The following is a 19,622-nucleotide window of genomic DNA, read 5'->3' on the forward strand; positions in this document are numbered from 1 at the left end:
TTGCGCCGCTGCGTCTGAGCGTCTGATTTCTCGATTACGATTGGGTTTGCGTTTCGCACCTACTTCGCTCGACACTCGCCACTGCCCGCTTCCCTTCGTCCCGTAGTTTAAGTACGAATACGCATCCAGACTCCCTGATGTCCGGCAGTTCGGGACGGGCGGTCGCGCTCTGTGCACTCCTCGCGTGTAGCCTCCTCAGTGGACTCACTGTGGGATTCTGGGGTGTTGCTGCCGCAACACCGCCATCTGTGAGTTCGGCTGGCCCGTCCGGCTCTCCACCCATGTCCACGCCGGCTGACAGCGTTACCTGCCCCGTTGACCGCCTTTCGCCGACCACGCAGGACGCGGCACAACCCCGACTCGTCGAAGTCGCACCCAACCCGACCACCGACCAGAACGTCGGCGACTTCGTCGTCCTCGAGACGCCGCCCAAAACCCGGGTCGACAACTGGACGCTCACCGACGGCCACACGACTGCAACGCTGCCCAACGAGACCGTTTCGGGGCGTACCGCACTGAGTACCGCCCCGAACGCGACCGATCAACTGACCGACGACCCCGTCCTCGAACTCGAGGGGTCGATTCGGTTCGCTGCTGACGGCGACGTACTCGAGTTACGGAACGGCTCGACCACGGTCGACACGGTCGAGTACGACCGCGCGCCGCTCGCACAACGGTGGTATCGGGGGTCGGCGGCGGATAGCAACCCCGAAATCACCGCCGACGGCCAGTGGTGGCCCCACGACGCAACCTGCGTCCCACCAACACAGAGCGACGTCTCGACCGCCACCGCGTTCGTCCTCCCCGACGAGCCCGCCGTCCCACTCGAGACGATCCGATCCGCCGAGGACCGACTCCTGCTCGCCGGCTACACGATCACGTCCAGTGAAATCGCAGACGAACTCGTCGCCGCAGCCGACCGCGGTGTCGAGGTGACCGTCCTGCTCGAAGCCAGCCCCGTCGGCGGCACGCCGGCCGCGAGCGAGCCGGTACTCGAGTCCCTCGTCGAAAGCGATGTCGACGTTGGCGCGACGGGTGGCGAGGGTGCGCGCTACCGGTTCCACCACCCGAAGTACGCCGTTGCGGACGATACAGTGCTCGTGACGACCGAGAACTGGGGGCCGTCGGGCGTCGGTGGCGAATCGAGTCGCGGCTGGGGTGTCCGACTCGAGGACCGCACGCTCGCAGCCGAACTGACGGACATTTTCGAGGCGGATTTCGACGGTTGGGACACCGTCTCAGGCGAGGCGTATCTGGCCGACACCTCGTTCGTCGAAGACGACGACAGCATCGCTGCGGATGTCTCGCCATCGTATCCGACAGAACACGATGCGGAAGATGTCTCGACGACGAGTGCTGAGTTACTGGTCGCGCCGGACAACGCCGAGCCCCGACTCCGGACGCTCATCGCCGACGCCGACGACGAGATTCTGGTCAAACAGGCCAGCATCGATCCAAGCCTGTCCCTACTCGAGGAGACGGTCGACGCGGCCCGCCGCGGTGTCGACGTTCGGATCCTGCTCGACTCGACGTGGTATCACGAGGATGACAACGAGGCACTGGCAGCGGATCTCGAGCAACTGGCAGAGACGGAGGAGTTAGCGATCGACGTGCAACTGGTCGACGACACTGACCGATTCGAGAAAATTCACGCCAAGGGCGTCGTCATCGACCGCGAGGTTGCCGTGGTCGGCAGCGCCAACTGGAACGAGAACGCCTTCGAGAACAATCGCGAGGTCATGCTCGCACTGCACGGCTCGGAGGCAGCAGCGTACTACGCGGCTGTCTTCGAGGACGACTGGGAGGGAGACTCCTGGTCGCTCTCGCTGGGAACGGTCGTCATCGTACTGCTCGCGCTCGCGTTCGCAGCGCTCGTCGGTCGGCGATACATTCGGTTCGGTGACGAAAGAGAAATTGTGAAACCGGCGGAGAACTCACGGGAGCGACAGCAGTAAGGCACGGCGACCGACGACGATGGTGATTGCCATGGAGATGGTGATCTGGCTCTGAGAAACAGCAGTGTCTCGACCCTCAGTCACACTGCGTCCCGGTTCCGGCACCCGGACTCTCGAGTCGCTCGCAGTGATCCAGTTCGGGATCGAAACAGTCCGGACACTCGCCCGGCCGGTCGATGATCGTATCGAGACGGTCGGCGACCGTATCGTCGATGACGCTCTCTAGGGCGCGTGCCTCGTCGCGGAACTCCTCGACCTCGAGGACGTTGGTAAGAAACCGTTCGATGATGCAGTAGGTCTGGAGCGCGTCGTGGGCGCGCTCGAGTCCCTCGTCGGTGAGCGTCGCGCCCTTGTACTTCTCGTGTTCGACGAGGCCCTGATCCTCGAGTTTGCCGATCATTTCGTTGACGCTCGCCGGACTGACCTCAAGCAGGTCCGCGAGTGTGCCGGTCGAGGCGGGGCCCTCTTCGATTCGCTGTGCGAGATAGATCGCCTTGAGATATTGGTCTGCCGTGTTCATTGCGTCCCTCCGTCACCGCTGGTGTCGGTCTGCTCACCGGTACTGCCGGCTGCGGCCGTCCGTACCCCGCTCATGCTCTGCGCTCCATGATTTCGGTTACCTCCTCGGCACCTTCCTTTTCCTCCTCGCGAAGTGTTCTGAGCGTCTCGAGGAGCCGTTCGCGATCGACGGCGAACTCGCTGTCCGAGGCCTCGATCGCCTCGATCAGATCGTCGTAGAACTTGTAGGCCGTCTCCTCGTTTGCGAGCTGGTCGTAGAGCACGCCATCCGTGTCCTCCGGCGGTCCGTACTGGGCGTCGACCAGCGCGTTGATCTCCTCGTAGGGGACCGTCTCCGCATCGAGGTCTGCGATCAGGTCCTCGAGGCGGTCACGGTGGTCGGCTGACTCCTCGGCGGCATCGACGAGTAACGCACGTACCTCCTCGTCGACGGCATCCCGCTCTTCCGGCGGGAGCGTCTCGAGGTGGTGGGCGGCACGCGACTCGACGACCTCCTCTAGCACGACCCCGATCTGGAGGAGTCGCGTGAGCTGACGGTCAGTCGAGACACGCTGTCCCAGGCTCATGCTACGGCGTCAGAGCCGCGGCTACTTAATCGTCCCTACTCCTCTCTACCTTCTCCTTTCTTCCCCGAACAACCCGCTACTGCCACCGCTGGCACTGGTTGCTGGTGACACGAGAGACAGCCCGTACAAATACAGAGACAGTACGAGCGAAAAACCGAACCGTCGCCCGCAGTCGTTAGTCGCGCTTGCGGAGCCGCGCTGCGATCAGCTCTTCTAAGTCGTCGCGCAGTTCGTCGACGGCGATCTCCTCGAGTACCGGCACGAAGAAGCCTTCGACGAGCATGTTGCGCGCGTCACGCGGCTGGACGCCGCGCGAGGTCATGTACAGGAGGTCTTCCTGGTCGATCTGACCCACCGTGGCGCTGTGAGAGGCCTCGGTGTCGTGGTTGTTGATGATCAGCTTCGGCGAGGCGTCGGCCTCGGACTCGTCGGACAGCATGAGCGTGTTCTCACGCTGGTAGGAGCTGGTGTCCCACGCGCCGCGGCCGACGTCCTGGACGCCCTCGTAGACCGAGCGGGCGACGTCGTCGGTGACGCCGCGAGTGACGAGGTCTGCCGTCGTGTGCTCGGCGCGGTGCCAGACTCGCGCATCGATGTCGAAGTGCTGGTCGTTGTGGCCGTAGAACGCGCCGACGATCTGGCTCTCGGAGCCGTCGCCGTTGAGTTCGGTCTCGACGCCGGACTTCGTCAACTGCGTACCGAGGTTGGCCTCGATCCAGTCGATCGTCGCGTACGTATCGGCGTCGCCACGCTTGAGCGTGAAGTTGTAGGCCTCCTCCGAGAGATTCTGGAGGCTGCCGTACTGGACGTTGCTGTTTTCGCCGGCGACGATCTCGACGATGCCGCTGTAGTACTGCTCGTCTTGCTCTTCGCCGGTCGACTGGCGTTCGAGGATCGTCACCGAACTCGATTCCTCGGTGACGACGAGCGTATAGTTGAACAGCGAGCGGGAGTTCTGCTCAGTTCGGATCGTCACGCCCTCGGCGTCGACGCCCTCTGGGACGTAGATGACCGTTCCGGTGCTAAACAGCGCCGTCGAGAGCGCCGTCAGGTAGTTCTCCTGGGGGTCGACGACGCTGCCGAAGTGCTCCTTCAAGAGCTCCTCGTGCTCGTCGACGGCCTCGCTCCAGGCGAGGACCTCGGCTTCGTCCGGGCCGACCTGGTCCTTGTTCTCCGCCGCGTTCAGCGGATCCACGAGCGACTCGTAGTCGAGTTCGTGGAGGTTCGTCCAGTCGCGACCCGGCGTCCGGATGACGTCCGGCATGTCGAGTTCGGAGAGCGCGTCGAGCGCGTCGAGACGGGTCTCGAGCAGCCACTCGGGCTCGTCCAGCTCGTCGGAGATCTGGCGTACCTGTTCGTTCGTCAGATTGGCGTGTACTTCTGTGTGCGTTGCTGCGCTCATATTATCCGAGGCTTCCCTCCATCTCGAGTTCGATGAGGCGGTTGAGTTCGACCGCGTACTCGATCGGCAGTTCTTCCGTGATCGGCTCGATGAAGCCGGCGACGATCATCTTCTTGGCGTCGTCGTCGTCCAGACCGCGGCTCTGGAGGTAGAAGATGTCCTCGTCGCCGATCTTGCCGACGGTCGCCTCGTGGGCAACGTCGACCTTCGACTCCTCGATTTCCATGTACGGCATGGTGTCCGAGGTGGACTCGTTGTCGAACATCAGCGCGTCACACTCGACGGCGGTGCTCGAATTCTCGGCACCGTCTGCGATGTGGACGAGGCCACGGTAGTTGGTGCGACCCCCGTCCTTGGAAATCGACTTGGACTCGATGGTAGAGGACGTCTCGGGCGCGTTGTGGTAGACCTTCGCGCCGGTGTCGATGTCCTGACCCTCGCCCGCGAAGGCGATGGTGATGTGGGTGTCCGTCGCGCCGCGACCCTTGAGGATCGAGCACGGGTAGAGCATGGTGGCCTTCGAGCCCATGCTGCCCGAAATCCACTCCATCGTCCCGTTCTCCTCGACGATGGCGCGCTTGGTGTTCAGGTTGAACGTGTTCTTCGACCAGTTCTGGACGGTCGAGTACTGGACGTGAGCGTCTTCCTCGACGAAGACTTCCACGCCGCCGCTGTGGAGGTTGTGAGCGCCGTACTTCGGTGCGGAACAGCCCTCGATGTAGTGGACTTCCGAGCCCTCCTCGGCGATGATGAGCGTGTGCTCGAACTGGCCCATCCCCTCGGAGTTCATGCGGAAGTACGCCTGCACCGGCATCTCGACGGTGACGCCCTCTGGGACGTAGACGAACGAGCCGCCGGACCAGACGGCACCGTGGAGTGCAGCGAACTTGTTGTCGCTCGCCGGGACGCAGGTCGTCATGAAGTGCTCTTTGACGAGCTCAGGGTGTTCCTGGACCGCGCGGTCCATGTTCATGAAGATGACACCCTTCTCTTCCCACTGCTCCTGCATGTTCTGATAGACGACCTCTGACTCGTACTGGGCACCGACGCCCGAGAGGGCGTTCTTCTCGGCCTCTGGAATACCCAGCTTGTCGAAGGTGTCCTTGATCTCGTCTGGCAGCTCCGTCCAGTCGTCGACGCCTTCGCGCTTGTCGACGTCCGGGCGGATGTAGGGGACGATTTCCTCGACGTCCAGCTCGGTCAGATCCGGCTGCCCGGGCCAGTCCGTCGGCATCGGCATGTTCTGGTACTGCTTGAGCGCGCGCAGACGCCGCTCGAGCATCCAGTCGGGCTCATCCTTGTCCTCGGAGATCATGCGGATGACCTCCTCGGTCAGGCCCTTGTCGGACTTGACGGCGGCGTTTTGCTCCTTCTTGAACTCGAAGCGCGCCTCGGTGTCGGTTTCTTTGAGGTGATCTTGTTCGGAACTCATGATTTGTATGTAGTCGTGTTTACGGCTCTGGCGTTATTACGGTTGTTCTAGCTGAATCCGGTTACGCGGTGCCGTAGACCTCTTCGCGAACCCAGTCGTACCCCTTGTCCTCGAGCTCCTCCGCGAGCGAGGCGTCGCCGCTCTTTGCGATCTGACCGTCGAGCATGACGTGGACGTGGTCCGGCTCGACGTAGTCGAGGATGCGCTGGTAGTGGGTGATCTGGAGAATACCGGTTCCCTGCTCGTCGCGAAGCGAGTTGATCCCGTTCGAGACGTCCTGGAGACGGTCGATGTCGAGCCCGGAGTCGATCTCGTCGAGGACGGCGATCGATGGCTCGAGAATTGCGGCCTGAAGGACCTCGTTCTGCTTCTTCTCACCGCCGGAGAAACCGGCGTTGAGGTAGCGCTGTGCGAAGCGCTCGTCCATGTCGAGTTCCTCCATCTTCTCCTGGAGGATCTGCTGGAACTCGGCGACGCCGACTTCGCCCTCGTCCGCTGGGCCTTCCATCGGCGAGGTCTCGAAGCCTTCGTCCTCCTCGTCGTCCTCCTCGGCGTCCTCGTCCTCGAAGAGCTCTTCGCGCTCGTCGATCTTGGCGTTGAGTGCCGTGCGGAGGAAGTTCGTCATCGTGACGCCCTCGATCTCGGCTGGGTACTGGAAGCCGAGGAAAATGCCGAGCGCAGCGCGCTCGTTCGGTTCGAGATCGAGGATGTTCCAGCTGCGCTGGTCGTCGTCGATCTCGATCTCGTCACCGAACTCACCCTCCTCTACGTGGAGCAGGACCTCACCCTCGGTAACCTCGTAGGCCGGGTGGCCGGCGATGACCTTCGCGGTCGTCGACTTCCCGGAGCCGTTCGGTCCCATCAGGGCGTGAATTTCGCCCGACTTAACCTCGAGGTTGACGCCCTCGAGGATCTTCTCGTCGCCATCTGCTACTTCTGCGTGCAGGTTGGATAGTTCGAGGCGTGCCATAGTATTCTGTCGTCTGAATCGTGGGTCGTCTGACTGATAACGGTTTCGTATTCTGGCCCTATTCGGTTTCAAACACGAAAGATAATTTTTCGGAATCGGAACTCTGCGTTCAGGGCGATTCTGCCCGTGACCACACACAAGTCCCGTTCTCACGGCCTCCAAAACACAGGTAGAACGTGTGTTGACTCTGTCTCTAGAACGGGGACCGAGGCAGAAAGGGATGGTGGCTGGTAGCAGAAGGCTGTTCACATGAAATTGCTTAGCCCGGTCTGCTCCTGCCCGCTTTTGACCTCTTCCCAGGAAACGCCAAGTGCCTCGAGAATCCGCTCGATCGGTCCCTTCAACGTCTTCTCTAACATCGTGTCGTAGTCGACCTCGAACTCCTCGGGGATCTGATCGTCATACTCGAAACAGATCACGTCCGGGTCGCGCTTGAACGCGCCGTAGATCGGATCCGTGCGGGCGTCGAGTCCCTCCTCCGCCTCGAGTCGCTCGAAGAACGAGGGGCCGACGCGGTCGAGGTAAAGCCGCTTTGGCTTGCTGCCACGCTGGAAGTTGGTGCCGAGCAGCCGGTTCGCGTACTTCGCGCCACGTACTTGTGCCGTATCGGTGTCGTAGTTGTCGAGTCGCTTGCCGATGCCGCCCGGAATGGCGATCTCCTCGAGTGAAATGTCGCCCTCCTGGACGTCCTCGATGACGCCGTTGACGTACTCCTTTGCGCCCTCGACGTCACCCTCTTTGACGATCATCTCGATGACCTTGTGCTGGACCTCCTTGGTGATCGGCGCGATGTCCGAGCGCTGGTACTCGAAGCCGACGATGTCGATGGTGTCGACGTCCTTGCCCTCCTTCCAGGTGATGTGGCCGGCGTAGCGTTTCTTCTTGCCTGCCTGGAAGAAGCGCCGGTAGAGTTTCTCGAACTCGATCTGGAACCGGTGTTCCTCGGCGTTCAGGTCCTCGCGCGCGAAGTCGTCGTACCGGTCGTTGATGTACTCCTCAATTTCGAAGGACTGCTCGAGTGCGTCCTCCTTCGGCACGTCGGGGCCGAGTTCGAGCATGACGGAGTCCGTGTCGCCGTAGGCCACTGTGTAGTCCAGTTCGTTCGCAGCGGTCTCGGTGAACTCGATCACTTCACGGCCAGTGGCGGTGATTGCGGATGCTGCCTCCTTGTCGTAGAGGCGGAACTGTTCCCAGCCCGAGACGCCGTACAGGGAGTTCATGATCACCTTCACTGCACCCTGCTGGCGGTCGTACTGCTCGTACTCGGGCGTGCCGGGTTCGTGCTCGTTTCGCAGTGCCTTCTTCTCCTCGCGCTCGGCGAGGAGTTCGGTAATCATCGTCCGGTTGACGCCGTCGGGTTCCTTCCGGAAGTGCGTCCCCGTGGGTGCCTCGTAGGTCTCCCCGTCGTAGGAGTCGGGGTCGACCCTCGTCTCCGGCGACGCGTTGATCGTCGTCATACACATCGGGTACAGCGACTTCAGGTCGAGCACGGTGACGTTCTCCTTGACGCCCGTAATCGGCTCGAAGACGGCCCCGCCCTCGTACTCCTCGCCGGCCTCCTGCTGGCCCTTCGAGGGGAGCGCGAACTCGCCGTAGGCCTGGTGGAGAACGTACATGTCCACTGCGTCCCCGGGCGTGGGAGCGTCCTCTAGCTTGCAGCCGACGAACGAGCGCACCTCGTCCCAGAACGGGATGATCGACTGCTGGCGATCGAGTTCCACACAGAGTTCCACGTCCCGGAGGTTGTACGCCAGTAGCTGGTAGGGGTCGTCCTCCCAGAGGTCGCCGATGTCGCCGGCGTAGCGCTCCTTGCCGACACCGAGTTCGGACTCGCCGACGGCGTCCAACCGATAGGAGTCGAGTTCCGAGAAGACCATCCGCTGGTAGCCATAGAGCAGGTCAAAGACGACCCGTCCCTTGATATCCGGACCGCCCCAGCCGCTGCGCCAGACTTCGTCGACCCGGGAGAGCTGGTCGATCTCGAGGTCATAGTCGTGGTGTGGGCCCTGAAGCTCCTCGAGTCGGTCGAGGAAATACGGCGCGTCGAAATCCTCAAAATTCCACCCCGTCATGACGTCTGCGTCGGTTTCACGGACGTACTCGATGAACGCCTCGAGCATCGCTTCCTCCGCGTCGAAGGCGCGAATCTCGTGGTCGATCTCGCCCTCGATCGGTTCGTAATCGGTTATTTCGTCGGGAATCTCGCCGTCGCCCTCGTCGGCCGCACAGACCCACATGATGTACTCGTCGCGGTAGGAGTCGTGGCTCGTCAGACAGACGATCGGCTCCTCGCCGTCCTCCGGGAAGCCGTGGCGGTCCTCGACCTCGATGTCGAACGTCAGGACGCGCGGGTCGGCGTCGACATCGACGGCCTCCACTTCGGTGTGGGGGACGACGAGCGAGCCGTCCTCGGCGCGGCGCTGGGGGACGCGAATACCGCTCTGAACGTCTTTGTCGATGAGAAACCGATTCGGGAACAGGATGTCGGCCTCGTAGTGTTCGAAATCGTCACGGATCTGGCCTACGTCCCGCGGCGTCTGCCCGAAGATTTTCGTCAACTTCTCGCCGCGAATACTCTCGTAGGGCTCGCCGTTCTCGTCTTCCGTCTCGCTGCCAGTGAGCCGGTCGTACTGCTCTTCGGGCGGGCGCTCGAGTGTCTCCGTCGGTGCGTAGAAGTACGGTCGAAAACCGACGACCTGCACGTGCTCGAGTTCGTTCTCCGGCGTACGCCCAAAGACGTGCATGATCGGTCGTTCCTCGTCGCCGTAGCCAGCGACGGTGTAGTCGACTTGCATCACAGCGATGTCGACCGCCTCACCCTCGGGTTCCGGCAGCGTTTCCTCGACGACGTCGATCACCTCGGCCGTGGTTGTCCCGCCGTTGCCCGCGACGGCGACAGCCTCTTCGTCCGGCCGCTGTGCGGACTCGTCTGAAAACTCCGTGAGTCCGGTTTGGCCCGCCTCAGTCATGGTATCGGGCTTTGTAGCCGGTGAATAAAAACCCCTGCAATCCGCTCCGGGAATCGGAGACGCCATCGCTGTGAGCCGGGCTCTCTCGATTCCGTCTCCCGATCTGATATTGCAGGAGCAAAAAGACATTTAATGTGGTAACACATAACATATGAACAGGTGAACGATATGTCCACCACTCCTGACGACGCGACGGATCGTAGTGAGTCTGTAGATGCCCCCACGATCGAGTCCTACGAGACGGACGACGGCGTCGTCTTCTATGACGCCCAGAACCCGCTCGCGTGGGTCGAAACCACTCAGACACTGGTCCTCAAAGACGTTGTCTGAGCGACGACCGGCGTACTCTCGCGACACCACTGTGCACTCTTTGTCCGGACTACACTGCTACCTTTCACTCTCTCGGCACGTTGTCCTGCAGCGTTCGCGCCCGAAACCCACACCCAAAACCTGCACCTGAAACCTGTACCCGAAACCCGCACCCGAAACGCGAATCCTTTTGCGTCTGGTTGCGCTCTGCTCACCTGTGACGACTGATCGGACCGGTACCGACGACGCGGACGGCGACCGCGAATCCGTCGGTGCGTCGGCCACTGATACTGACCAGGGCCCCGGGCACGGGTCCGTCTCTCCGTCCGATTCAGATTCAAAGACGCAGTCCGAGTCTACTTCTACTACCACTGACGACGAGACAGCACCCGGCGAGTGGGACCCCGAAGAATCGTACCGGGACTCGAGTACCGACTCGTTGACGATCCCGCGAGTGGAGACTGAGGATGCGGGGTCGACGTTCATGGAGGATGTCAGATCCGAACACGAGTCTGAGAGTGGCGCTGGCTCGGTGTCCGTCCCGGAGGTCTCCACGGCAGAGTCGGACGTGCCGACCGAACTCCTGAAGGCGTTTTGGGGGATCGTGATCGTTCTCAACGCCGCCATACTCGCCGTCGCACTCGGGCTCATGTTCATGTTCTTCGAGGGCGTCTCACAGACGGCTAGTGCGCTGGTCGTCGGTGGCATCGTTCTGTTTGGATTTGCGTACTACCGATACTGGTCGTTTCAGAACCGAACTGACGAATTTTCCGTTGAAGACGTAGACGAGGCGGACGGTTCGGATGACGGAGCAGAAGATGATGTGATGGCGGATGACCGAGCGGAAGATGACGGAACGAAGGATGACCGAGCGGGTGCCGACGAAGACGAGCGCATCGATACCGCCAATACCGCCGAACGCGACGACGACGTTTCGGCCCGAACCGACGGAGAGTCCAGTACCGAGGCCGAACACAGCGGATCAGACGACGACACCGACACCGACCGGCAATACTGACGCCGGCAAAAGTACTTCAGGGGCTGACGCCGAAGGACCGATACCGGACGACTCTGACCGACTATGACAACCGTCCAAGACGACACTGGGAAACGATACCTGCTTCTCAAGCGCTCCGAGCACGCGAGCCTCGTTCGTGACCCACAGACCGGCGACGAATGCTACGTCCAGAACGACCGACTCAACGCCGTCGACGCCGCCGACGAACTCGATCCGGTCGCACAGGCGGTCAGCAGTCCCGTTCGGACACTGCTTACGACCGTCCACGACGAAGCCACCCTCAGTCTGCTTATCAGCCTCGCAGACGAGGGTCCACTCGACATCCGCACAATCCTCGACAGAACGACGCTCTGTGAGAGCGACCTCCACGGCCGACTGACCATCCTCACCGGTGCCGATCTGCTCACCGAAACCGACATCGGCGGCGAGCGCGGCTACCGACTCACCGACACCTGCGACGCCGCACTCGAGACGATCCGGTTCGATCTGGACGAGTCGGCTGCGGCTTCTGATCCTGATACAGATACTAATACTGACACAAATACAAATACGGACGAGCGCCCGGACTCGAGTTCCTCATCCTCTGCGGGTTCTACCTCCGCTTCGGCCACTACGTCAGCCTCCGGACCGACGGGGACACTCGAGTCGAACTGATTGTGATCGCTGGGGTGGCAAAATACCAGCACCGTCACCCCCGAACAGAAACCCGACGACGGGCGAATCGGCGAGCTGTTTTGAAGACCGTCCGCGGCTCCTACTCGGACGCCAGCAGCGCCGCCTCCGGCGGCTCACCGCGCTCGAGCCGAGAGCGGTTCGAGGTCGCGTCCTTTTCGACACGAACCAGCGAGTCCGCCGCGCCGACGAGTTCCTGATCGTGGCTGACGACGACGATCTGCTCGACACCCAGATCGCGCATCGACTCGACCAGCGAGACGAGTTGGGTGACGTGGCCGGAGTCGAGAAACACCGTCGGCTCGTCGAGGATCAGCGGCGGCATCGGCGCGGCACCGTCGACGCCCTCCGCGAGCAGCCGGTAGATCGCACACCGCAGACTGAGATTGAACAGGGCTCGCTCACCACCGGATAGCTGCTCGGGATCGAGGCTCTCGCCGTCCTTCTGGTACACCGTCAGCTGGTAGTCGCCGTCCAGATCGATCGCCGCGTAGGAGTCGTTCTGGTAGACCAGTTCGAACGTCTCGTTCAACAGTCGCTCCAGGGTCTCGACGTTCTGCTGGCGCAGGTCCGAGCGCAACTCACCGTAGGTCGTCTGCAGCGTCTCGGCCTCGTCGTACAGCGACTCGAGTGTCTCGCACTTCTCCTCGACTGCGTCGAGCCGCTCGCGCAGGCGCTCGAGTTCGTCGAGTTTCTCCTCGACGCCGCCGATTTTCCCCTGCACGTCGTCGCGCTGTTCCTCGAGTTCGTCGAGTTTCTCCTCGACCTGCTCGATGTAGGTGTCAGCGTTCTGGCGGTCCTCGCGGGCAGCCTCGACGCGGGAGTCGTCGAATTCCTCCTCGAGTTCGCGTTTACGATCGCGCTTTGCCGACAGCGTCTCGCGGCGCTCCTCGTTCATCTCCTGCCAGTCGGTGCGGCGCTCGCGGCGGGTCTCGATCTGCCGGTCAAGTTCAGCACGCTCGTCGGCGATTTCGCGGACTCGTCGAAGCGCCTGCAACGTCTCCTTGATCGCGCTGCGCTCGCCGTTGATCTGGCCGAGTTCGACGCGTACCTCCTCAACTTCGGACTCGAGTTCCGTCGCCTTCTCCCGTTTCGATTCGGCTTCGGACTCGAGTTCGTCGGCTTCCTCGCGCAGGTCGCCACACTGTTCGCGCCGGTCGGCGATCGTCTCGCGCTTCTGACTGAGGAGTTGCTCGACGTTGTCACGGTTGTCCGCGAGCCGTTCGACGCGGCGTTCGGCCTCCCGCAGGTCCTCGACTTGCTCGATTCGGTCGTCGATCGTCTCGATCTCGGCTGCGAGTGTCTCTCGCTCGGCCTCGAGTTCCTCGGCTTCCTCGCGTTTTTCGGCGAGGACGTCGACATGTGGTGAGTCCTCGACAGACTGGCCACATTCGGGGCACTTGCCTTCCTCGAGCAACGCTTCGCCTTCCTCGATGGTGTTTTCGACGGTTCTGAGATCGGCGGTGAGATCGTTGCGCTCGGCGACGACGTCCTCGCGGTCGGACTCGAGTGCCGCGAGCCGTGTTTCGGCCTCGCCGAACGCGACGGTCAGGTCGTCCGCTGTGTCTTCGTCTTGGTCTTTGTCTCCGTCAGCGAACCGCCCTCGAAGCTCGTCGATCTCGTCTTCGAGCTCCGAGAGCTTCTCCTCGCGGTCGCCGATTTCTGACTCGGTCGTCTCGAGTTCGGCCTCGATTTCGTCGGCGTCCGTGCGCGCCTCGTCGGCCCGTGTTTCGAGGTCGTCGGCCTCCTCTCGGAGCCGGTCGGTGGTCTCCGTTTTCGTCTGGATCGAAACGCGAACGTCTGCGAGGTCGTCCTGGAGTTCCTCGTCTCGTTCTTCGAGGTCGTCGATGTGATACTCGACGCTCGTCTCGGCTCCGTCCTCCGCGGCGGGGTCGACCTCGCGCTCGATATCTGCGAGCAGTTCGTCGCGTTCGTCGGCGAGTTCCTCGCGCTTTGCTTTCCGCTCGCGAATCTCGTCTTTGGCATCCTCGCGGTCGCGCTCGGTCTCGGAGATCTTCGACTGGAGGTCGTCAATTTCCTCGTCGAGCGTCTCGATCTCCTCGCGGGTCTCCTCGTGGCGCTCGAGTACCTCCTGGGCCGTTTCGAGCGTCTCTACGGCCTGGTCTCGTTGGGCCTCGTAGTGGTCGATCTGTTCGGTGAGCTCGTCGCGGTCGGACTCGAGTGCGTTCAGCGTCTCGTGGAGATCCTGCTCCTCTTTCTGTTCGACCTGCGAGCGGACGTCATCGAGGACCTCCCGCTGGCCGTCGAGGACGGACTTGACCCCGAGTCGTGCATGGCTCGCGCGCTCGCGGTACTCCTCGAGTGCACCCAGCTGGAGCAGGTCGTCGATCATGTCCTGGCGCTCGCCCGGCGAGGCGTGGATGAGCTTGTTGACCTCGCCTTGGCGGACGTAGGCGCAGTTGACGAACGCCTCGGCGTCCATCCGCAGGAGTTCGGTAACCGTCTTGCGCACGTCGCGTGCGCCTTCGATGGCGTCCTCTGGTGTTTCGAGGACGCACTTGGTCGTCGTTGCGCGGTCGCCGCGCAGTTTGAGGTGGCGTTCGATGTGGTAGTCGCGATTGTCGTGGGTGAACCAGAGTTCGACCTCCGATTCGTCCTCGCCGGTCGTGATCACGTCGTCGAGCGTGCGGTCGTCGAGCGCCTTCGAGCCGTAGAGGGCGAAGAAGACGGCCTCGAGCAGCGTCGATTTCCCGCTGCCGTTGACGCCGTGGACGACGGTGACGCCGCGCTCTAAGGTGAGGTCGGCGTCGCCGTAGCACTTGAAGTTCAGCATGCGGACGCGGTCGACTCTCATGCGAAATCACCCAGTGAGGCGTGGTCGGCGTCCCGGCCCGGTTCCGTCTCGGACTCCGCCTCTCCCGTTGTGTCACGCTCGGCTGTGTTACCCTCGGCTGTGTCACCCTGCGAATCTGTCGGGGGCTCATTGTCGGCTGTGGCAGCTGCTGACGTTTCGGTGTCTTCGGTGTCTTCGGTACCCGAGCCAGCGGCCGCCGAGAGCTGATCCGCAACCGTCGTCACATCCTCGTCCGCCGGCGCGCGCTCCGGTGCCGGCTCGAACGCAGACCGGTCGTCCTCGAGGAGGTCCCGGACGCGGCGCTCGACCGACTCCCGGACGTTCGAATCCGGCAGCTCGTCGTTACGGACCGTCTCGTCGATACTGCGCGCGGCGTCGCTGAGTCCGAGGTCGCGGATTCGGTCCCGGACCGCCGCGTCCGGGTCGGCGAAGCTTACCGAGACTTCTTCGGCCTCGTCGGGGATGTCGCGCCGGTCGTTCATCCGGGCGACGAGGGCACCGCGGTCGAGTGCGAGTTCCTCGACGGCGGCGGGGGTGACCGGACGGCCCTCGCCCTCGACGGTGACGATGACGACGGCGTCCTCGACGTCGTGCTGGCGGACGCGCTCCTGAACGCGGTCGATTCCCTCCCCTTCCTCGAGTTCGACGTCGACGAAGACGAAGTCGCGGGTGTCGGTGAGCGAGCGGCGGGTGATGGCGACCCCATCACCGCTGGCTTCCTCGCTCGCGGCCTCACTATCGTCGGCCGCGGACTCGAACGCAACCAGATTGTAGCCTCGCGCCTCGCGTTCGCTCGCGCTCGCGCGCTCGGTCGACCCACAGTACGTTACCCAGGTGTCGCACACCTCGGCGGTATCCGGCTTGTGGTTGTCTCCGAGGAGGACGGCGTCGAACTCGACCGTGGCCTCCTCGAGCATGCGTTCCGTATCCCAGTCGGCGTGGGCGAACGGCTCGAACAGGCCGTGGCTCACCAGCGCCGCGTGACTCGCGGCGTCGGGGACTTGTTCGAACTCGTACTCGAGTCCCTCGCGTCGCGAGCGGGGGACGAAGTCCTGTCCGTAGAAGGCGACGTCACCGACGACCTCGGGATCGGGACCGAGTCGCGTTGCGAGGCCGATGTCGGCGAAGAGGTCGAGCCACTGGGCGTCGCGTTTGCCCTCGTGGTTGCCGACGACGGCGAGGAAGGGGATGTTAGCGTCTGCGAGCGTTCGGAGGACGTCGATGGTTCCCTGGAGGTCGACCAGTCCGGGCCGGCGATCGTGAAAGAGGTCGCCGGCGTGGATGACGGCGTCGACGTCCGCTGAAACCGCGTCCTCGGCGACGTTGCGAAACGCCTCGAGGAAGTCTCGTCGGCGGGCGGGCGAGTTGTACTGCTGGTACCCGAGGTGGGTGTCGCCCGTGTGTATCACCCGTGTCATTGTCCCGTCGTTAGACAGGCGGCCCTAAAGTGGTTCCGCGACCGGAGTGAAAGTAGTCTCCGTTGAGAGATCCGCAGTGACCGTCCGCAGATGTAACTCCTCTATAACGTCATCGCAGCGAGAGAGTCGACGCCCCAATTCCCGTGCCCGATTTTCCGCACGATCGCTGTCGAGTGTGAAGCCGAACCCGCGAACCTAGGCGTCGATATCGAGACTGTAGAGGCGCTTACGAGCGTCCGAGAACGAAAACCGCGAGTCGACGACGTTCTCCTCGTCGAGGCGGTTCAGCGCGTACCGAACCGTCCGCGCCGGCAGCAACGTCTCGTCTGCAATCTGTTGCTGCGTCATCGTATCGTTGTACTCGAGTACCTTCGCGACTAGCTTCGCGCTTGGTGGGAGCTCTCGGACGTCATCCCAACTACCTCGTTCCTGTTCGGACTCCTGTCGAAACGTTTCTGACGCGCTCATCGTATACCCCTTAGTAAATACGAGGTGATAATATTTTCTGTTTCGTATAATGCTTAGTAGTTATATCACAGTACGTTACGGGTTTCGTGACAGTCTGTCAGAACGGACTATCGAGTATCGAGCGGCTGATTTAGACGTCAGTCGAATCGCGTCGAGTCGGGTGTAGACGGGTGAATCTGTCGGTTCCGGCGGTTGCAGGCTGGGTGGTTGACCCGAAGCCTCTTATGAGCCAACACCCAAAGGTCGGGTGATGACTGACACTGTGGACGACGTCGACCTCCCATATGACGAGGACGAGGCGTCCCAACAGGAGAAAATTCAGGCGCTCGAGGACAAGCTGGAGATCCTCGAGTCGCAAAACGAGGAGATGCGAGACAAGCTCCTCGATGCGAACGCCGAGAACAACAAGTACCAGCAGAAGCTCGAGCGGCTCACGCACGAGAACAAGAAGCTAAAGCAGTCCCCGCTGTTCGTCGCCACCGTCCAGGAGATGACCGACGAGGGCGTCATCATCAAACAGCACGGGAACAACCAGGAAGCGCTGACCGAAGTCACCGACGAGATGCGCGAGGAGATCGAACCTGACGCCCGGGTTGCCGTCAACAACTCCCTCTCTATCGTCAAGACGCTCTCTAGCGAGACGGACGTCCGGGCCCGCGTGATGGAAGTCACCGAGAGTCCCGAGGTCAGCTACGAGGATATCGGCGGCCTCGAAGAGCAGATGCAGGAAGTTCGCGAGACCGTCGAGATGCCACTCGAGAAGCCGGAGATGTTCGACGATGTCGGCATCGACCCGCCGAGTGGGGTTCTGCTGTACGGTCCGCCGGGCACGGGGAAGACGATGCTCGCGAAGGCCGTCGCCAACCAGACCAACGCCACCTTCATCAAGATGGCCGGCTCCGAACTGGTCCACAAGTTCATCGGCGAGGGTGCGAAACTGGTCCGTGACTTGTTCAAGGTCGCCCGCGAGCACGAACCAGCCGTCATCTTCATCGACGAAATCGACGCTATCGCGGCCAAGCGGACGGAGTCGAAGACCTCCGGCGACGCCGAGGTCCAGCGGACGATGATGCAACTCCTGAGCGAGATGGACGGCTTCGAAGACCGCGGCGAGATCCGCATTATCGCCGCCACCAACCGCTTCGACATGCTCGACCGCGCCATCCTCCGCCCGGGCCGGTTCGACCGTCTCATCGAGGTTCCAAAGCCGAACCAGGAGGGTCGCGAGATCATCTTCGAGATCCACACCCGCGGCATGAACGTTGCCGACGATGTCGACTTCGCCGAACTGGCCGCCGAGGCCGAGGAGGCCTCCGGTGCTGACGTCAAGGCGATCTGTACCGAAGCCGGGATGTTCGCCATCCGCGACGAGCGCACCGAGATCCAGATGGAAGACTTCCTCGGCGCGTGGGAGAAAGTGCAGGCCGAATCCGACGAGACCGACGAGGTCTCGAAGACGTTCGCCTGATCGGCGTCTCTCGTTCGGTCGGTCGTCCCAGTCATTCGGTTCGATGCGATCGACGTTCGGCTATTTTCAGCATAATTCGAGGTGGAGCCTCCGACCTCAAGGAGCGAGTGTAGCGAGCGAGTAGGTCGGAGAGGAAACCGACTAAGGACGACGCAACCGCACGACGGTAGCTACCCGACTCCCGAGATTATAAGAACCGTTAAGTAGTAATCTGAAATATGGAGGTGCGTCGAACTGCGCCGGTCAAACTTGTCGTTCCCGATGAGCGGCGCGACGACCTCCACGAATCCGCGCGACAGTTCCTTCACTGCGCGAACCGTGCTGCCGAGTTCTGTTGGGACGACCGCTCCTACGCGAACTGCGTTACGGCGAACACGACCGCACGGGACGCACTCTACGCGGAGCTGCGGGAGGAAACTGACCTCACCGCGAACCTCGTTCAAGAGGCCATCCGACGTGCCGTCCAAGCGACGAAAGGGTGCGTCGAACGGTGGAAACAGGGCAAGCGCGTGACCCAACCGGAGTTCACTTCGTGGAGCATGGTCTACGACAAGCGAAGCGCAACGTTCTACCGCGACCGCGTATCCCTCTCGACCGTCAACGGGCGCATTGAGTGCGAGTTTGAACTCCCCGCGGACAGCCCGACGCCATACGAGCAGTACGTTCTCTCGGAGGACTACGAGTTCCGAGCAAGCACACTCCAATACGACAAGGCGACCGACGAGTTCTACTTCCACATCACGACGCGGAAGTACGATTCGGACGATGACGAGGTTTCGGAAGATACTGAGCACCAAACAGTCCTCGGTATCGACCTCGGCGTCAACAGCCTCGCAGTAGCTTCAACCGGCACGTTCTGGCAGGGGAACGATTACGATCATTGGTGCCGCGAGTTCGAGAAGCGGCGTGGTGAGATGCAACAGCGCGGCACGCAAGCCGCGCACAACGCCCTGCTTCGCCTTGGCAAGCGCGAAGAAGCATGGCGGAAACAGTACATCCACACGATCGCCAACGAGATCGTTTCGGAAGCCGTCGAGAACAGATGCGACGTGATCGTGTTCGAGGACCTAACGGACATCCGCAAGCGGCTTCCGCAGGCGAAGTGGCACCACATCTGGGCGTTTCGACGCCTTGCCGAGTACGTCGGGTACAAAGCTCCCGAACAGGGCGTCTCCGTGGAGCAAGTCGCGCCGAACCACACGTCCCAACGCTGTTCTCGGACGGACTGTGGGTTCACGCATGAGGACAACCGCCACGGAGAACACTTCGAGTGCCAGAAGTGTGGCTACGAGGTGAACGCAGACTACAATGCAGCGAAGAATATCGGGCTACGCTACGCCCGGAAGCGGAAACACAGACTCCGTTCCTCGCCCACGTCGGGGAGCGGAGACGCACCAGTAGACGTGCGTGTGAATGGTGGGATGTTGAACGGCGAGAGTTACCAGCCTATTGCTGGTGACTGATTGCCGGGAGTCCACATCAAAGCCCCATCTGCGCACGGGCGCTACGCGCCCGTTCGCATGGTCCGTGGGACCTTCGGTCCCACGCTACCCTCAAGGACTGAGGCGCGTATGCGCCGAAGGAGTAGGGTGGGGTAGTTTACACTGCGTGGCGTTACTCGAGTAATCCGACTCGAGCCCA

15 protein-coding genes are annotated in these 19,622 nt (G+C 62.3%); 6 read left to right on the forward strand and 9 right to left on the reverse strand.

Features of this window, described 5'->3' with window-relative positions:
- Positions 1–137 precede the first annotated feature (137 nt).
- A complete protein-coding gene (locus BBD46_RS03980) occupies positions 138–1,955 on the forward strand; it encodes a phospholipase D-like domain-containing protein (protein ID WP_071400463.1) in 1,818 nt (605 codons plus the stop codon).
- Between the two features lie 76 nt (positions 1,956–2,031).
- Here the strand turns inward: BBD46_RS03980 and BBD46_RS03985 are convergent, their stop codons facing one another.
- The 6 genes from BBD46_RS03985 to BBD46_RS04010 all read right to left on the reverse strand — a co-directional run bounded on the left by BBD46_RS03985 (position 2,032) and on the right by BBD46_RS04010 (position 9,813).
- Positions 2,032–2,475, reverse strand: coding sequence for a metal-dependent transcriptional regulator (locus tag BBD46_RS03985; RefSeq protein ID WP_071400464.1), 444 nt, complete (start codon positions 2,473–2,475; stop codon positions 2,032–2,034).
- A 70-nt stretch (positions 2,476–2,545) separates the two neighbouring features.
- Entirely contained in the window at positions 2,546–3,040 is a 495-nt protein-coding gene (locus BBD46_RS03990) for a hypothetical protein (RefSeq protein ID WP_004215426.1), read from the reverse strand.
- A 175-nt stretch (positions 3,041–3,215) separates the two neighbouring features.
- The gene (gene sufD / locus BBD46_RS03995) at positions 3,216–4,442 is read right to left on the reverse strand and encodes a Fe-S cluster assembly protein SufD (protein ID WP_071400465.1); all 1,227 of its coding nucleotides are present in this window, start codon (positions 4,440–4,442) and stop codon (positions 3,216–3,218) included.
- 1 nt (position 4,443) lies between these two features.
- Positions 4,444–5,874 carry a Fe-S cluster assembly protein SufB gene (gene sufB / locus BBD46_RS04000; protein ID WP_071400466.1) on the reverse strand — a complete coding sequence of 477 codons (1,431 nt, stop codon included), beginning with the start codon at positions 5,872–5,874 and terminating at the stop codon, positions 4,444–4,446.
- A 61-nt stretch (positions 5,875–5,935) separates the two neighbouring features.
- Entirely contained in the window at positions 5,936–6,844 is a 909-nt protein-coding gene (locus tag BBD46_RS04005) for an ABC transporter ATP-binding protein (RefSeq protein WP_071400467.1), read from the reverse strand.
- Between the two features lie 245 nt (positions 6,845–7,089).
- Complete coding sequence (locus tag BBD46_RS04010; protein WP_071400468.1) at positions 7,090–9,813, reverse strand: DNA-directed DNA polymerase; 2,724 nt, start codon at positions 9,811–9,813, stop codon at positions 7,090–7,092.
- Positions 9,814–9,981: 168 nt separating this feature from the next.
- Between BBD46_RS04010 and BBD46_RS22530 the strand changes: the two genes are divergently transcribed.
- The 3 genes from BBD46_RS22530 to BBD46_RS04020 all read left to right on the forward strand — a co-directional run bounded on the left by BBD46_RS22530 (position 9,982) and on the right by BBD46_RS04020 (position 11,794).
- Positions 9,982–10,143: a DUF7331 family protein gene (locus BBD46_RS22530; RefSeq protein ID WP_171908149.1), complete on the forward strand. Its 162-nt coding sequence runs from the start codon at positions 9,982–9,984 to the stop codon at positions 10,141–10,143.
- A 196-nt stretch (positions 10,144–10,339) separates the two neighbouring features.
- Positions 10,340–11,140, forward strand: a complete 801-nt coding sequence (locus BBD46_RS04015; RefSeq protein ID WP_071400469.1) for a DUF7322 domain-containing protein — start codon at positions 10,340–10,342, stop codon at positions 11,138–11,140.
- A gap of 63 nt (positions 11,141–11,203) precedes the next feature.
- Positions 11,204–11,794 carry a DUF7346 family protein gene (locus BBD46_RS04020; RefSeq protein ID WP_071400470.1) on the forward strand — a complete coding sequence of 197 codons (591 nt, stop codon included), beginning with the start codon at positions 11,204–11,206 and terminating at the stop codon, positions 11,792–11,794.
- Positions 11,795–11,894: 100 nt separating this feature from the next.
- Here BBD46_RS04020 and rad50 read toward each other — a convergent pair whose 3' ends face one another.
- From rad50 to BBD46_RS04035, 3 genes are all read right to left on the reverse strand, one after another.
- A complete protein-coding gene (rad50, locus tag BBD46_RS04025; RefSeq protein ID WP_071400471.1) occupies positions 11,895–14,627 on the reverse strand; it encodes a DNA double-strand break repair ATPase Rad50 in 2,733 nt (910 codons plus the stop codon).
- Positions 14,624–16,045 (reverse strand): DNA double-strand break repair protein Mre11, encoded by a 1,422-nt coding sequence (mre11, locus tag BBD46_RS04030; RefSeq protein WP_071400472.1) that lies wholly within the window; start codon positions 16,043–16,045, stop codon positions 14,624–14,626. The genes rad50 and mre11 overlap by 4 nt, the downstream gene beginning before the upstream one ends.
- A gap of 195 nt (positions 16,046–16,240) precedes the next feature.
- Positions 16,241–16,513, reverse strand: a complete 273-nt coding sequence (locus tag BBD46_RS04035; protein WP_006654249.1) for a MarR family transcriptional regulator — start codon at positions 16,511–16,513, stop codon at positions 16,241–16,243.
- 250 nt (positions 16,514–16,763) lie between these two features.
- Between BBD46_RS04035 and pan1 the strand changes: the two genes are divergently transcribed.
- The gene (pan1, locus tag BBD46_RS04040; RefSeq protein ID WP_071400473.1) at positions 16,764–17,981 is read left to right on the forward strand and encodes a proteasome-activating nucleotidase Pan1; all 1,218 of its coding nucleotides are present in this window, start codon (positions 16,764–16,766) and stop codon (positions 17,979–17,981) included.
- A gap of 218 nt (positions 17,982–18,199) precedes the next feature.
- Positions 18,200–19,444: an RNA-guided endonuclease InsQ/TnpB family protein gene (locus BBD46_RS04045; RefSeq protein ID WP_071400474.1), complete on the forward strand. Its 1,245-nt coding sequence runs from the start codon at positions 18,200–18,202 to the stop codon at positions 19,442–19,444.
- Positions 19,445–19,622: the final 178 nt, after the last annotated feature.

This window comes from Natrialba sp. SSL1 (genome assembly GCF_001861355.1).
Classification (GTDB): Archaea; Halobacteriota; Halobacteria; order Halobacteriales; family Natrialbaceae; genus Natrialba.

Excerpts from the sequence above, each read along its gene's own strand:
- BBD46_RS04010 (WP_071400468.1), bottom strand. The coding sequence starts at position 9,813 with ATGACTGAGGCGGGCCAAACCGGACTCACGGAGTTTTCAGACGAGTCC.
- pan1 (WP_071400473.1), top strand. The coding sequence starts at position 16,764 with ATGACTGACACTGTGGACGACGTCGACCTCCCATATGACGAGGACGAG.
- sufD (WP_071400465.1), bottom strand. The coding sequence starts at position 4,442 with ATGAGCGCAGCAACGCACACAGAAGTACACGCCAATCTGACGAACGAA.
- rad50 (WP_071400471.1), bottom strand. The coding sequence starts at position 14,627 with ATGAGAGTCGACCGCGTCCGCATGCTGAACTTCAAGTGCTACGGCGAC.
- BBD46_RS04020 (WP_071400470.1), top strand. The coding sequence starts at position 11,204 with ATGACAACCGTCCAAGACGACACTGGGAAACGATACCTGCTTCTCAAG.
- BBD46_RS04035 (WP_006654249.1), bottom strand. The coding sequence starts at position 16,513 with ATGAGCGCGTCAGAAACGTTTCGACAGGAGTCCGAACAGGAACGAGGT.
- BBD46_RS04005 (WP_071400467.1), bottom strand. The coding sequence starts at position 6,844 with ATGGCACGCCTCGAACTATCCAACCTGCACGCAGAAGTAGCAGATGGC.
- BBD46_RS22530 (WP_171908149.1), top strand. The coding sequence starts at position 9,982 with ATGTCCACCACTCCTGACGACGCGACGGATCGTAGTGAGTCTGTAGAT.
- BBD46_RS03980 (WP_071400463.1), top strand. The coding sequence starts at position 138 with ATGTCCGGCAGTTCGGGACGGGCGGTCGCGCTCTGTGCACTCCTCGCG.
- BBD46_RS03985 (WP_071400464.1), bottom strand. The coding sequence starts at position 2,475 with ATGAACACGGCAGACCAATATCTCAAGGCGATCTATCTCGCACAGCGA.
- sufB (WP_071400466.1), bottom strand. The coding sequence starts at position 5,874 with ATGAGTTCCGAACAAGATCACCTCAAAGAAACCGACACCGAGGCGCGC.
- mre11 (WP_071400472.1), bottom strand. The coding sequence starts at position 16,045 with ATGACACGGGTGATACACACGGGCGACACCCACCTCGGGTACCAGCAG.
- BBD46_RS03990 (WP_004215426.1), bottom strand. The coding sequence starts at position 3,040 with ATGAGCCTGGGACAGCGTGTCTCGACTGACCGTCAGCTCACGCGACTC.
- BBD46_RS04045 (WP_071400474.1), top strand. The coding sequence starts at position 18,200 with ATGGAGGTGCGTCGAACTGCGCCGGTCAAACTTGTCGTTCCCGATGAG.